Source organism: Streptomyces sp. NBC_01446 (assembly GCF_026340095.1).
Taxonomy (GTDB): Bacteria; Actinomycetota; Actinomycetes; order Streptomycetales; family Streptomycetaceae; genus Streptomyces; species Streptomyces aureus.
In genome coordinates this window covers 5654301-5668020 of sequence record NZ_JAPEPO010000001.1, presented here as the reverse complement: position 1 = coordinate 5668020, position 13720 = coordinate 5654301, and the positions used below count along the sequence as shown (strand labels likewise).

Sequence of the window (13720 nt, the reverse complement as noted above, 5' to 3'; positions counted from 1 at the left end):
ACGGACACGACGACACGATGAGCAGCACCGGCGCAGGTTCACCGCCCCCCGCCCCGCGTCCGCGCCTCGCGCGTGACCCGGGGGCGGGGCCGTCCGCGCGCCGTCGTCCCTTCGCCGCGCCCCGGGCCCACCGCTCGAACGCGCTGCATCCCGGCGCCTGGTGGCTCTGGGCGCTGGGGCTCGGCACGGCGGCGTCGCGGACGACGAATCCTCTGCTGCTCGCGCTGCTCATCGGGGTGGCCGGGTATGTGGTGGCCGCGCGGCGCACGTCGGCGCCGTGGGCGCGCTCGTACGGGGCGTTCGTGAAGCTGGGGCTCGCGGTGATCGGGATCCGGCTGCTGTTCGCGGTGTTCCTCGGGTCGCCGATCCCCGGCACGCACCTGCTCGTCACGCTGCCCGAGGTGCCGCTGCCCGAATGGGCGCAGGGGGTGCGGATCGGCGGCCGGGTCACGGTCGAGGGCCTGGTGTTCGCGCTGTACGACGGCCTGAAGCTGGCCGCGCTGCTGATCTGTGTGGGCGCGGCGAACGCCCTCGCGAGCCCGGCCCGCCTCCTCAAGTCCCTGCCGGGCGCGCTGTACGAGGCCGGGGTCGCCGTCGTCGTCGCGATGACGTTCGCGCCGAACCTGATCGCCGACGTACGGCGGCTGCGGGCCGCGCGCCGGCTGCGCGGCCGGCCCGACAAGGGGCTGCGGGGCCTGGCGCAGGTCGGTCTGCCGGTCCTCGAGGGCGCCCTTGAGCGGTCGGTGGCGCTGGCCGCCGCGATGGACGCGCGCGGGTACGGGCGTACGGCCGAGGTCCCGGCCGCCGTGCGCCGGGTCACCGCGGTGCTGACACTGGGCGGTCTGGTCGGGGTGTGCGCCGGTACGTACGGGCTGCTGACCGCGGACGGCGCGCGGTACGGGCTGCCCGTGCTGCTCGCCGGGGTGGCGGCCGCGCTCGGCGGGCTCTGGCTCGGCGGGCGCCGCTCCGTCCGCACCCGGTACCGGCCCGACGCGTGGGGCGTGCGGGCGTGGCTCGTCGCCGCGTCGGGGGCGGCCGTCGCCGCCGTGATGATCCGGGCCGGTTCCTACGATCCCTCGGCGCTGACGCCCGGCGTCGTGCCGCTGGCCGCGCCGACGCTGCCGCTGTGGCCCGCGGCCGGGGTGCTGCTCGGGCTGATTCCCGCGTTCGTGGCGCCCGCGCCGCCGCTCGCCGCAACACCCTCGAAGGAGGCTTCATGATCCGGTTCGAGGACGTCTCGGTGACGTACGACGGGGCCGCGACACCCACGGTCCGCAACATCGGACTCGACGTACCCGAGGGCGAGTTGGTGCTGCTCGTGGGGCCGTCCGGCGTCGGCAAGTCGACGCTGCTCGGCGCGGTGAGCGGCCTCGTGCCGCACTTCACCGGGGGCACGCTGAGCGGGCGCGTCACGGTCGCGGGGCGCGACACCCGTACGCACAAACCGCGCGAACTCGCCGACGTGGTGGGCACGGTGGGGCAGGACCCGCTCTCCCACTTCGTCACCGACACGGTCGAGGACGAGCTCGCGTACGGCATGGAGTCGCTCGGACTCGCGCCCGACGTGATGCGGCGCCGCGTCGAGGAGACCCTCGACCTGCTGGGCCTCGCCGACCTGCGCGAGCGTCCCATCGCGACGCTGTCCGGCGGGCAGCAGCAGCGCGTCGCCATCGGCTCCGTACTCACCCCGCACCCGCGGGTCCTGGTCCTCGACGAGCCGACGTCCGCGCTCGACCCGGCCGCCGCGGAGGAGGTCCTCGCGGTGCTGCAGCGCCTCGTGCACGACCTCGGCACGACGGTCCTGATGGCCGAGCACCGGCTTGAGCGGGTCGTGCAGTACGCGGACCAGGTCGCGCTCCTCGCGGGGCCCGGCGCACCCCTGCTGCTCGGCGCCCCCGCCGAGATCATGGCCGTGTCGCCGGTGTTCCCGCCGGTCGTGGACCTGGGCCGCCTCGCCGGCTGGTCACCGCTGCCGCTGACGGTGCGGGACGCGCGGCGCGGGTCCGGGGAGTTGCGGCAGCGCCTGGCGGGGCACGAGCCGCGCGAGCCTCATGAGCAGTCGCAGGCCGCCGTCTCCCCCGCCTCCCGCCGGTCGCGCCTGCGTTCCGGCAGGCAGCCCGAGGTGCCCGCCGTCGCCGAGGTCGCGGGGCTCGCGGTGCGGCGGGGGCGTGTCGAGGCGTTGCGTCACGTCGACCTCTCGGTCGGACCTGGTGAGATCGTCGCCCTGATGGGCCGCAACGGCGCCGGGAAGTCCACCCTCCTGTCCACCCTGGTCGGCCTGGTCCGCCCGTCGTCCGGCACGGCCCTGGTGGGCGGCGCGGTCCCGCACCGCACGGGCCCGCGCGAGCTGATCCGCCGCGTCGGCCTGGTCCCGCAGGAACCGCGTGACCTCCTGTACGCGGACACGGTGGCCGCCGAGTGCGCCGCCGCCGACCACGACGCGGGCGCGGATCCGGGCACCTGCCGTGAACTGGTCTCGCGGCTCCTGCCCGGCATCGCGGACGACACCCACCCCCGAGACCTCTCGGAGGGCCAGCGCCTCACCCTCGCCCTGGCGATCGTGCTGACGGCCCGCCCCCCGCTGCTCCTGCTCGACGAGCCGACGCGCGGCCTCGACTACGCGGCGAAGGCCCGCCTGGTCACGGTCCTGCGCGGCCTCGCGGCCGACGGGCACGCCGTCGTCCTGGCCACGCACGACGTGGAACTGGCCGCCGAGCTGTCCCACCGCGTCGCCGTCCTCGCCGACGGCGAGATCGTGGCGAACGGGCCCACCCCCGAGGTGGTCGTGGCCTCCCCCGCCTTCTCCCCCCAGGTCGCCAAGGTGCTGGCCCCGGGCAAGTGGCTCACGGTGGCGCAGGTCCGCGAGGCCCTCGAGTCCGCGGGCCCGGCGGAGGACGGGGCATGAAGACCGCACCCGAGACCGGGCGCCCCGACCGCCAGGCCCGCGCCGTGCGCCTCGGCCCCCGCTCCGTGGTGGCTCTGCTCCTCGTCAGCGCCATAGGGGTGGCCGCCTTCGGGTGGCCGCTGCTCGCGGGCCCTTCGTCGCAGGTCAGCGCGCATGCGCAGGACGCTCCCTGGCTGTTCGCGGGGCTGCTCGTCCTGCTGGTGGGCGTGGTGGCGGCCGCCGTGTCCGAGGGCGGGGTCGGGCCCAAGGCGGTGGCGATGCTCGGGGTCCTTGCCGCGACGGGCGCGGCGCTGCGGCCGATCGGGGCGGGGACCGCCGGGATCGAGCCGATGTTCTTCCTGATGGTGCTGAGCGGGCGCGTCCTCGGGCCCGGTTTCGGGTTCGTGCTGGGGTCCGTGACCATGTTCGCGTCCGCGCTGCTCACCGGCGGGGTCGGTCCGTGGATGCCGTTCCAGATGCTGTCGATGGGCTGGTTCACGATGGGCGCGGGCCTGCTCCCCGGCCCGGACCGGCTGCGCGGCCGCGCCGAGGTGCTGATGCTGGCGGCGTACGGGTTCCTGGCCGCGTTCGCGTACGGCACCGTCATGAACCTGGCCGGCTGGCCGTTCCTGGACTCGCTGTCGTCGAGCGTCGCCTTCCAGGCGGGCGCCCCGCTGCACGAGAACCTGGTCCGCTTCCTCGCCTACTGCCTGGCCACGTCGCTGGGCTGGGACCTGGGCCGGGCGGCTCTGACCGTCGTCCTCACCGTCACCGTCGGCCCGGCGCTCCTGAGGGCGCTGCGGCGGGCCACGCGCCGGGCCGCGTTCGAGGCCCCCGTCACATTCGAGGGCACCGAGCCGTAGGGCTTCACGCGCGCTGCGTCACCGTGACGTGCCCGCGCCGTGAAGCACCCCACATGACCCAGGTCACCTACGAGGTGTGGTCGTAGACGCGATCGCTTGACGCGTCCCCACCAAAACACCCTCTGACCTGGCCAATGAGAGCCAGGTCACATGAGGGATATTTCCCCCATATTCGACCTCAACTAGTAAAAGGGATGATTGCGGCGAGGGTCCGAGCCTGTTTCTCTGGAGGAGTCGCAAGGCGCCGACGGCCCCTGCCAGGGCCCCGGCGCCTCTGTACGCCGCAAGTACGCCGCAGGGCGTGCGAAGCGGCCCCTGCCCCCCACGGAAGGTTCACGCTTTGTCCGTCACCATCCTCCGCCGCATCGCCGCTCCGAAGAAGGCCCTCGCCGGTGTCGCCCTGGCCGCCGCCACCGCCGGCATGGTCATGGCCGCCGCCCCGGCGTCGAACGCCGCCGCCACCTCTTCGCCGAAGACGATCGCCCAGCAGAAGATGAGCGCCGCACAGTTCGCGTGCTTCGACAAGATCGTGTCCCACGAGAGCGGCTGGAACCCCCACGCGACGAACGCGTCGTCCGGCGCCTACCGCCTGGTCCAGGCCCTGCCCGCCAACAAGATGGCCTCGGCCGGCGGCGACTGGAAGTCGAACCCAGAGACCCAGATCAAGTGGGGCCTCAACTACATGAACGAGCGCTACGGCAGCCCCTGTGGCGCCTGGACCCACTGGCAGTCCGCCGGCTCGTACTGAGCCCGGCCGGCCCACGGCTGACCCGAGAAGGCGGCACCCTCCCCCCGTGGGAGGGTGCCGCCTTCGTCGTGCGTTCCGGCCCGCCCGGCGCGGGCCCCCGCTACAGCCGCTGGATGATCGTGCCCGTCGCCACCGCACCGCCCGCGCACATCGTGATGAGCGCGAACTCCTTGTCCTGGCGCTCCAGTTCGTGCAGGGCGGTGGTGATGAGCCGGGCGCCGGTGGCGCCGACGGGGTGACCGAGGGCGATGGCCCCGCCGTTCACGTTGACCTTCTCGAGGTCCTGCTCGAAGACCTGCGCCCAGCTGAGCACGACGGACGCGAACGCCTCGTTGATCTCGACGAGGTCGATGTCCTTGAGTGACATGCCCGCCTTGCCGAGCACGGCGCGCGTGGCGTCGACCGGCCCGTCCAGATGGAAGTGCGGGTCGGCGCCGACGAGCGCCTGGGCGACGATCCGGGCGCGCGGCTTGAGCTTCAGGGCGCGTGCCATCCGCTTGGACGCCCACATGATCGCCGAGGCGCCGTCGGATATCTGCGAGGAGTTCCCCGCGGTGTGCACGGCGGTCGGCATGACCGGCTTGAGCCCGCCGAGCCCCTCCATGGTCGTGTCGCGCAGGCCCTCGTCCCGGTCCACGAGCCGCCACATACCCTGCCCGGCGGCCTGCTCGTCCTCGTTCGTGGGCACCTGCACGGCGAACGTCTCGCGTTTGAAGCGCTCCTCGGCCCAGGCCGTCGCGGCGCGCTCCTGCGAGATGAGACCGAGCGAGTCGACGTTCTCGCGGGACAGTCCGCGGTGGCGCGCGATGCGCTCGGCGGCCTCGAACTGGTTGGGCAGGTCGACGTTCCACTCCTCGGGGAACGGCTTGCCGGGACCGTGCTTGGAGCCGGAGCCGAGCGGCACCCGCGACATCGCCTCGACCCCGCAGCTGATGCCGATGTCGATGACACCGGCGGCGATCATGTTGGCGGTCATGTGCGCGGCCTGCTGCGAGGAGCCGCACTGACAGTCGACGGTCGTCGCCGCCGTCTCGTAGGGCAGGCCCATGGTGAGCCAGGCCGTGCGCGCCGGATTCATGGACTGTTCGCCCGCGTGGGTCACCGTGCCGCCCACGATCTGCTCGACGCAGTCGGCGTGAATGCCGGTCCTGCCGAGCAGTTCCCGGTACGTCTCGCCGAGGAGATACGCGGGATGAAGATTGGCGAGCGCGCCTCCGCGCTTGCCGATGGGCGTACGTACGGCTTCGACGATGACGGGTTCCGCGGCCATGAGCTCGTCCTCTCCACACATTCCCGGACCGAACCAGAAGACGTAAGAACTAGAACGCGTACCAGTTCTCCGTGCAGTCTCGACGGTGCTACTCCCGGTACGCAAGGGTCGTGCACGTACCGCGCGCGCAATCGGGCGTACCACGGGTCTTGCCACTTGTAGAACCCGTTACTACGGTGCCGACAAGCTGACGCCCCGTCAGACCGTCACCGGGAGTTGCCCATGCCGTGCCCAGCGCTGCCCGAAGGGTTCGACTTCACCGACCCCGACCTTCTCCAGCACCGCGTCCCCTTCCCCGAGTTCGCCCAGCTCCGGCAGACGGAACCGGTCCGGTGGATCGCCCAGCCGACCGGCATCTCCGGCTTCGCAGACTCGGGCTACTGGGCCGTGACCCGGCACGCGGACGTCAAGTACGTCTCCACGCGCCCGGAGCTCTTCTCCTCGAACCTCAACACCGCCGTCATCCGCTTCAACGAGTCGATCAGCCGCGACCAGATCGAGGTCCAGAAGCTGATCATGCTCAACATGGACCCGCCGGAGCACACCCGGGTCCGGCAGATCGTCCAGCGCGGCTTCACGCCCCGCGCCATCCGCTCGCTCGAGGACGCCCTGCGCAACCGTGCGGGCTCCATCGTCGAGACGGCGCTCGCGAACGCCGCGCCCGACGGCTCCTTCGACTTCGTCACCAACGTCGCCGTCGAACTCCCGCTCCAGGCCATCGCCGAGCTGATCGGCGTCCCCCAGGACGACCGCACCAAGATCTTCGACTGGTCCAACAAGATGGCCGCGTACGACGACCCGGAGTACGCGATCACCGAGGAGGTCGGCGCCGAGGCGGCCATGGAGATCGTCAGCTACGCGATGAACCTGGCCGCCGCCCGCAAGGAGTGCCCGGCCAAGGACATCGTGAGCCAGCTGGTGGCGGCCGAGGACGAGGGGAACCTCTCCTCGGACGAGTTCGGCTTCTTCGTGATCCTGCTCGCCGTGGCCGGCAACGAGACGACGCGCAACGCCATCACCCACGGCATGCATGCCTTCCTGACCCACCCCGACCAGTGGGAGCTGTTCAAGCGGGAGCGCCCGGAGACGACGGCGGAGGAGATCGTCCGCTGGGCGACCCCCGTGGTCTCCTTCCAGCGCACCGCGACCCAGGACACCGAGCTCGGCGGCGCGCAGATCAAGAAGGGCGACCGCGTCGGCATCTTCTACTCGTCGGCCAACCACGACCCCGAAGTCTTCGACCGCCCCGACGAGTTCGACATCACCCGCGACCCGAACCCGCACCTCGGATTCGGCGGCGGAGGCCCGCACTTCTGCCTCGGCAAGTCGCTGGCCACGCTCGAGATCAACCTCATCTTCAACGCCGTGGCCGACGCCATGCCCGACCTTCGCCTGACCGGTGACCCGCGCAGGCTCCGCTCGGCCTGGCTCAACGGCGTCAAGGAACTCCAGGTCAGCACCGGCTGACCGCGGGCGACCGCACGCCGTCCCAGGGAGGCAGGGGCCATCTCCCTACGCCACGCCCCTGCCTCCCTGCACACCTGCACACCTGCACCGCGCTGCTTCACGCCCGGCTCCGGGCACTCGCACGGCGAGGGGCTCGGTGACGGGGAAGGCGAGGGGGACCCGCCCGGGTCGGGCGACGGGGACGTCGTGTCCGTGGGTCAGTCCGTGGGCGGTCGCCGACGTGGTCGGCCGTCCCCCGGCCTCAGGACCGGTTGTGTTCGGCCGGCAGCCGCGCGTGGTCGGGCTCGGCCTTCGGCTGCTCGGGGACGGTCCCGCCGGCGAGGCGGGCGCGCGGGCCGCTCAGCAGGTAGGTGAGTCCGAAGCCCACGCCGACGACCGTCGCGCCGCCCACGGCGTCGAGCACCCAGTGGTTACCGGTCGCGATGATCGCGGAGATGGTGAACAGGGGATGCAGCAGCGCGATTGCCTTCATCCACCACTTGGGGGCGAGGATCGCGATGACGAGCCCGCACCACAGGGACCAGCCGAAGTGCAGTGAGGGCATGGCCGCGTACTGGTTGGTGAGCGCGGTCAGTGTGCCGTAGTCCGGCTTGGAGAAGTCCTGGACGCCGTGCACCGTGTCGATGAACCCGAGCGAGGGCATCAGACGCGGCGGCGCCAGCGGGTAGAACCAGAAACCGATCAGGGCGAGCACCGTGGCGAAGCCGAGCGCCGAGCGGGCCCAGCGGTACTGGGCGGGCCTGCGGACGTAGAGGATGGCGAGGACGCTCAGCGGCACGATGAAGTGGAACGACTCGTAGTAGAAGTTGAAGAACGACTTGAGCCACGGGACCTGCGCCACCGCGTGGTTGACCCAGTGCTCGATGTCGATGTGAAAAAACTTCTCCAGGGAGTGGACCTGCGTGCCGTGCGCCTCGGCGGTGGCCCGGCCCCCGGAGTTCGTACCGCCCGTCGCGGCGAGCCTCACCTGCTGGTACGCGTAGTAGCCGACGCGGATCAGCAGCAGTTCGAGCAGCAGGTTCGGGCGGGTCAGGACCCGGCGCCAGAACGGCATGAGCGGGACCCGGGACCAGCGCGCCGGGACAGGCGTCGCGTACTCGGTGGGAATGGGCGCCCGGTACTCGGGCGCGGTGCGGGACAGGAACGGGACGAGCGTGGCCGCGGCGACCGCGGCGATCAGCACGACGTTGTCGCGCAGCGGATCCGCGAGCGTCATGTTCGGCAGCAGCATCCTCGCGGGGAGCGTCATCACGAGGATGACCGCGACCGGCCACACGTACCGGTCGGACGCCTTCCTGCCGACGCGGCCGACCACGGCGAGCAGCACCCACAGGAGCTGGTGCTGCCAGGTCGTCGGTGACACGGCGACGGCGACGCAGCCGGTGAGGGCGACGGCGAGCAGGAGCTGTCCGTCCTGCGCGTAGCGCACCGCGCGCCGCAGTCCGAGCACCGTGACGGCGGAGCCCAGGACGAGGAAGAGCCCGATCTCCAGGGGGCCCTCCAGACCGAAGCGCAGGAGCGCGCCGTGCAGCGACTGGTTGGCGAGCCCGGCGGGGCTCGAGCCGAGTCCCGCTCCCGCGACGTGGTGCACCCAGTATGTCCACGAGTCGTGCGGCATCGCGGCCCACGCGAGGAGCGTGCACGCCGCGAACGTGACGCCCGAGGACACGGCGGCGCGACGTCGCCCGGTGAACCACAGGAGCGGCGCGAAGAGGAGGACGGTCGGCTGGAGGGCGGCGCCGATGCCGATGAGCAGACCCGAGCTCTTCTCGCCGCGGGCGGCGAAGCAGCCGAGCAGGACGAGAAGGACCGGGATGATGCTGGTCTGGCCGAGATGGAGCGTGTTGCGCACCGGCAGCGACAGCATCAGGAGGCTGATCGCGACGGGGGCGGCGAGCAGCGAGGTGCGCCGGGTGACGGGCTTGGGCAGGGCGCGGGCGGCGACGAGACCGAGGACGACGACGAGGCCGAGCGTGCCGAAGGTCCAGGCCCAGCCGAGCGCCTGTTCGGCGCCCCGGGCCAGAGGCTTCAGCACCAGTCCCCCGAACGGGGTACCGGTGAACCGGTCGGCGTCGTAGAGGGAGCCCGTCACGTGGAGGACACCTTCAGGACCGATCCAGGTCTCCAGGTCCGTGAGCCGCTCACCGCTGGGGGTGCTCAGGACGGCCACGACCTGCCGCACCGCGAGCACCGCGGCGATCAGCCAGAGGCCCGCCCGGACCATGCCCAACCGCGCTGTCGCGGCCCCCGCCACCAAGGCTTTGCCCGGTCCATGCTCCACGTTTGCCACGCGCCGTCGGCCCTCCCGCCATGCGTACTGTCCCAAGAGGCTCGCACTACCCCCGGGGTGAGACGCAGGCAACCCCTGCTTCACCTGCCTGTCCACCGGCATTTGACCGGATGACGATGATGCGGGGTCTGCGTGGTTGCGGTCGAGGGGCGCGACATAGGTCACAGATTTGTCCGTTTGCGCCGCGCCGGGGCCGGGGCGTCATGCCTGGCCGGACCCGCTTTTCCCACGCTGTGCAACGAAGTGCACACTACCCGTGATGACCGCGGATCCCCCTATGGTCGATTTCTGGCCGCCCCGCCGTGGGCGGCTTCGTCCGTCCCCACGCGGACGTGTCCTTGTCCCCGTTGAAAGCAGGCGAGCAGACCCTTGTCGAGTGTCCTAACCGTCGCATCCAGGACCACCGCCCCCGCGAAGGGCGCCTCCCCCGACGTCACCGTCACCGATCCAGCGCTGGTCAAGCGCGCGGTCAAGGCGGCGGCGCTCGGCAATGCGATGGAGTGGTTCGACTTCGGCGTCTACAGCTACATCGCCGTCACCCTCGGCAAGGTCTTCTTCCCGTCGGGCAACCCCACCGCCCAGCTCCTGTCGACGTTCGGCGCCTTCGCCGCGGCGTTCCTCGTCCGTCCGATCGGCGGCATGGTCTTCGGACCGCTCGGCGACCGCGTCGGCCGGCAGAAGGTCCTCGCCGTCACCATGATCATGATGGCGGCGGGCACGTTCGCGATCGGCCTGATCCCGTCGTACGCGACCATCGGCGTCTGGGCGCCGATCCTGCTGCTCCTGGCCCGTCTGGTGCAGGGCTTCTCGACCGGCGGCGAGTACGGCGGCGCGTCCACCTTCATCGCCGAGTACGCGCCCGACAAGAAGCGCGGCTTCTTCGGCAGCTGGCTGGAATTCGGCACCCTCGCCGGATACATCGGCGGCGCGGGCCTCGTCACCCTGATGACGGCACTGCTCTCCTCGGACGACCTGCTCTCCTGGGGCTGGCGCATCCCGTTCCTGATCGCGGGCCCGATGGGCATCATCGGCCTCTATCTGCGGATGCGGCTCGAAGAGACCCCGGCGTTCGCGGCCGAGCTGAAGAACGCGCACGAGTCGGAGAAGGCCCGGCCCAAGGTGAAGGTGCGCGACATGATCGCCGGACAGTGGAAGGCGCTGCTCCTGTGCGTCGGCCTGGTCCTGGTCTTCAACGTCACCGACTACATGCTGCTGTCCTACATGCCGAGCTACCTCACCAGTGAGCTCCACTACGACGAGACGCACGGCCTCCTCGTGATCCTCGGCGTGATGGCGCTGATGATGATCGTCCAGCCGTTCGCGGGCGCGCTCTCCGACCGTGTCGGCCGCCGCCCGGTGATCGCCGCGGGCTGCGTCGGCTTCCTCGCGCTGTCCGTCCCGGCCCTGCTCCTCATCCGTGACGGCTCCCTGTGGGCGATCGCCCTCGGCATGGGCGCGCTCGGCCTGCTCCTGGTCTGCTTCACCTCGGCGATGCCGTCCGCGCTGCCCGCGCTCTTCCCGACCCGGGTGCGCTACGGCTCCCTGTCGATCGGCTTCAACGTCTCCGTCTCGCTCTTCGGCGGCACGACCCCGCTGGTCGTCACCGCCCTCATCGGGGCGACCGGGAACATGATGATGCCCGCGTACTATATGATGGCCGCGGCCGTCATCGGCGGTATCGCGGTGTGGTTCATGACCGAGTCGGCGCGCCGCCCGCTGCCGGGCTCGCTGCCCGCGGTCGAGCCCGGCGACCTGCCGCGGACCGCGACGGCAACGGCAACGGCCGCGTAACACCAGGAACCGCGCTCCCCCGCGCCTCGTCTGCTCCTTCGCCGCACACGGCACGGACACACAGGGCGCGACATCGGGGGCCGGCATGAGAACCGCACAACCACTGACCATGAGGGCCAGGGCGCTGCTGACCGCCCTGGCCCTCATGGCGTTCCAGGTCGCCGCGCTCGTCTCACCCGCGTACGCGTGCGGATGCGGGGCGATGGTGCCGCACGCGGGCACGGACCTCACCGTGTACGACGAGACGTCCGCGGTGCGCTGGGACGGGCGCAGCGAGCAGATCGTGATGAGCCTGTCGGTGAGCGGCAACGTGCGCGACGCCGCCTGGATCATGCCCGTGCCGCACCGCGCGTCCGTCGAGCCCGGCGACCCGGGGCTCTTCTCGCAGCTGAGCGAGGTGACGGCGCCCGTCGAGCGGACCCGGCACCACTTCTGGCCCGGCGCCGACGACTGGCCCTTCGACGGCGGGAACGGCGACGGCGCCTCGGCCGGTGCCCCCGCACCCGGCGGCCCGGTCGAGGTGGTGGGCCGCGAGCACCTCGGACCGTTCGACGTCGCCCGCCTCACCGCGACCGACCCCGACGCACTCGCCGACTGGCTCGACAAGAACGGCTTCCAGCTCCCCGACCGCCTCGGCACCGCCCTGCGCCCGTACGTCGACAAGGGCTGGGAGTACGTGGCGATCCGCCTCGCGCCCGCCGACGGCGACAGCGTGCTCGGCGGCGCCCTCGACCCGCTCCACCTCACCTTCGCCAGCGACCGCCTCGTCTACCCGATGCGGCTGTCGAAGCTCGCCCGCACCGAACAGCATCTGCGCCTGTACGTGCTCGCCGCCCACCGCATGGAGCCGCGCTCCACGATCGGCGGCGGCACACCGCAGGTCACGTACGCGGGCCGGGTCCCGGCGAAGTCCGGCGGACCGCTGCCCGAATTCGCGAGCGGCGAGCGGTACTTGACCGCGCTCACCCAGGATTTCCCACAGCCGTCGCGCATCTACGACGACCACGAACTGCGGCGCACCGCGAGCGACGCCACGCACCGCACCGTCGTGTGGGACGACGAACTCCTCACCGCCGGCGGCGTCCCGGTGTGGCTGCTCACCGTTCCGCTGCCCCTGGCCCTGCTCCTGACGGCGGCCGCCGTCCTGTGGTTCCGCCGGCGCTCCCGCCGGCCGGTGCCGCCCCCGCCGCCCGTGCACGCCCCGCCGCCGTTGGGCTGAATCCCACCCGGGCCGCCGCCGCGCGAGCCCATGATGGGGCCATGGCTGAGCACGCATCCGAAGACCAGTGGACCGCCGTCGACGACTACCTGACCGGCCTCCTCGCCCCCGGCGACGAGGCCCTGACCGCGGCCCTCGCGGACAGCGAGGCGGCGGGCCTCCCGCCCATCGCCGTCGCCCCGAACCAGGGCAAGTTCCTCCACCTGATCGCACAGATCCAGGGCGCCCGCCGCGTCCTGGAGATCGGCACACTCGGCGGGTACAGCACGATCTGGCTGGCCCGGGCCCTCCCCGCCGACGGCGTCCTCGTCACCCTCGAGTACGACCCCCGGCACGCCGAGGTGGCCCGCGGCAACCTCGCCCGCGCCGGCCTCGACAAGATCGCCGAGGTGCGGGTCGGCCCCGCCCTCGACTCGCTGCCCGGCGTCGCGGCCGACCACCCCGACCCCTTCGACCTCGTCTTCATCGACGCCGACAAGGCCAACAACCCGCACTACGTCGAGTGGGCGCTGCGCCTGACCCGCCCCGGCAGCGTGATCATCGTCGACAACGTGGTGCGCGGCGGCCGCGTGACGGACGACTCCGACGCGTCCCCCGACATCCGCGGCACCCGCGCCGCGCTCCAGATGATCGCCGACCACCCGAAGCTGGACGGGACGGCGGTCCAGACGGTGGGCGCCAAGGGCCACGACGGCTTCGCGCTGGCCCGCGTGCTCCCGTAGCGCCCGTTCCCGGCGACTGCCTGATGGGCCGTCACAGCTCGTGGTAGAAGCCCACGTTCACGCTGCGGGGCTCATTGCGGTCCAGGACCACGACCTCGCCGGACGCGCCCGGCGCGAGAGCCGCGGCCCCTCCGTACACGAGCGGCTGCGGCTCCCCGCCGGTCAGCGTGAGACGCACCTCGGACGAGGGCTCGTCGTGCGAGCCGCGCAGCCAGAAGACGGACCAGACGCCGTCCTGTCCGCACCGGAATTCGAGATGGACGCGCGAGACGAACAGCCAGTCGTCGGGCGTCGCCAGCCGGCACACGTTCCGGTCGCGCCCCACGCGCAGCACGGCTCCCGGCTCACTCGGCGCGTCGGCCATCAGCATCCCGGCCGTCGCACCCGAGTCCGCCCCCGCGACGGAGGCCATGGTCAGCTCCAGCACCCGCACAGCTCCTTCGGTCCTTGGCGGGCCCTTCGGCAC

At 72.2% G+C, this 13720-nt stretch carries 11 protein-coding genes; 8 read left to right on the top strand and 3 right to left on the bottom strand.

Annotated elements, in window-relative coordinates:
- Window positions 1-17 precede the first annotated feature (17 nt).
- The 4 genes from OG456_RS25350 to OG456_RS25335 all read left to right on the top strand — a co-directional run bounded on the left by OG456_RS25350 (window position 18) and on the right by OG456_RS25335 (window position 4495).
- Window positions 18-1220, top strand: coding sequence for an energy-coupling factor transporter transmembrane component T (locus tag OG456_RS25350; RefSeq protein WP_266564745.1), 1203 nt, complete (start codon window positions 18-20; stop codon window positions 1218-1220).
- Window positions 1217-2905 (top strand): ABC transporter ATP-binding protein, encoded by a 1689-nt coding sequence (locus OG456_RS25345; protein WP_266564743.1) that lies wholly within the window; start codon window positions 1217-1219, stop codon window positions 2903-2905. Before OG456_RS25350 ends, OG456_RS25345 begins: the two co-directional genes overlap by 4 nt.
- Complete coding sequence (locus OG456_RS25340; protein WP_266564741.1) at window positions 2902-3747, top strand: ECF transporter S component; 846 nt, start codon at window positions 2902-2904, stop codon at window positions 3745-3747. Before OG456_RS25345 ends, OG456_RS25340 begins: the two co-directional genes overlap by 4 nt.
- A gap of 340 nt (window positions 3748-4087) precedes the next feature.
- Window positions 4088-4495 carry a transglycosylase SLT domain-containing protein gene (locus OG456_RS25335; protein WP_266564739.1) on the top strand — a complete coding sequence of 136 codons (408 nt, stop codon included), beginning with the start codon at window positions 4088-4090 and terminating at the stop codon, window positions 4493-4495.
- A 100-nt stretch (window positions 4496-4595) separates the two neighbouring features.
- Here the strand turns inward: OG456_RS25335 and OG456_RS25330 are convergent, their stop codons facing one another.
- A complete protein-coding gene (locus OG456_RS25330; RefSeq protein ID WP_266564737.1) occupies window positions 4596-5765 on the bottom strand; it encodes a steroid 3-ketoacyl-CoA thiolase in 1170 nt (389 codons plus the stop codon).
- A 222-nt stretch (window positions 5766-5987) separates the two neighbouring features.
- Here OG456_RS25330 and OG456_RS25325 point away from each other — a divergent pair, with 222 nt between their 5' ends.
- Window positions 5988-7232, top strand: a complete 1245-nt coding sequence (locus OG456_RS25325) for a cytochrome P450 (RefSeq protein ID WP_266564735.1) — start codon at window positions 5988-5990, stop codon at window positions 7230-7232.
- 241 nt (window positions 7233-7473) lie between these two features.
- On the opposite strand, the gene OG456_RS25320 is transcribed toward OG456_RS25325, so the two are convergent.
- On the bottom strand, window positions 7474-9456 hold the full coding sequence (locus OG456_RS25320) for a bifunctional glycosyltransferase 87/phosphatase PAP2 family protein (RefSeq protein ID WP_266569422.1): 1983 nt from the start codon (window positions 9454-9456) through the stop codon (window positions 7474-7476).
- 435 nt (window positions 9457-9891) lie between these two features.
- Between OG456_RS25320 and proP the strand changes: the two genes are divergently transcribed.
- The 3 genes from proP to OG456_RS25305 all read left to right on the top strand — a co-directional run bounded on the left by proP (window position 9892) and on the right by OG456_RS25305 (window position 13254).
- The gene (gene proP, locus OG456_RS25315; protein WP_266564733.1) at window positions 9892-11313 is read left to right on the top strand and encodes a glycine betaine/L-proline transporter ProP; all 1422 of its coding nucleotides are present in this window, start codon (window positions 9892-9894) and stop codon (window positions 11311-11313) included.
- 109 nt (window positions 11314-11422) lie between these two features.
- A complete protein-coding gene (locus OG456_RS25310; protein ID WP_266564731.1) occupies window positions 11423-12532 on the top strand; it encodes a DUF2330 domain-containing protein in 1110 nt (369 codons plus the stop codon).
- A 41-nt stretch (window positions 12533-12573) separates the two neighbouring features.
- The gene (locus OG456_RS25305) at window positions 12574-13254 is read left to right on the top strand and encodes an O-methyltransferase (protein WP_266564729.1); all 681 of its coding nucleotides are present in this window, start codon (window positions 12574-12576) and stop codon (window positions 13252-13254) included.
- Window positions 13255-13285: 31 nt separating this feature from the next.
- Here OG456_RS25305 and OG456_RS25300 read toward each other — a convergent pair whose 3' ends face one another.
- Window positions 13286-13681 (bottom strand): hypothetical protein, encoded by a 396-nt coding sequence (locus OG456_RS25300; protein ID WP_266564727.1) that lies wholly within the window; start codon window positions 13679-13681, stop codon window positions 13286-13288.
- Window positions 13682-13720: the final 39 nt, after the last annotated feature.

Coding starts and splice junctions, on each gene's coding strand:
- OG456_RS25340 (WP_266564741.1), top strand. CDS start 2,902: ATGAAGACCGCACCCGAGACCGGGCGCCCCGACCGCCAGGCCCGCGCC.
- OG456_RS25350 (WP_266564745.1), top strand. CDS start 18: ATGAGCAGCACCGGCGCAGGTTCACCGCCCCCCGCCCCGCGTCCGCGC.
- OG456_RS25320 (WP_266569422.1), bottom strand. CDS start 9,456: ATGGTCCGGGCGGGCCTCTGGCTGATCGCCGCGGTGCTCGCGGTGCGG.
- OG456_RS25325 (WP_266564735.1), top strand. CDS start 5,988: ATGCCGTGCCCAGCGCTGCCCGAAGGGTTCGACTTCACCGACCCCGAC.
- OG456_RS25305 (WP_266564729.1), top strand. CDS start 12,574: ATGGCTGAGCACGCATCCGAAGACCAGTGGACCGCCGTCGACGACTAC.
- OG456_RS25330 (WP_266564737.1), bottom strand. CDS start 5,765: ATGGCCGCGGAACCCGTCATCGTCGAAGCCGTACGTACGCCCATCGGC.
- OG456_RS25310 (WP_266564731.1), top strand. CDS start 11,423: ATGAGGGCCAGGGCGCTGCTGACCGCCCTGGCCCTCATGGCGTTCCAG.
- OG456_RS25345 (WP_266564743.1), top strand. CDS start 1,217: ATGATCCGGTTCGAGGACGTCTCGGTGACGTACGACGGGGCCGCGACA.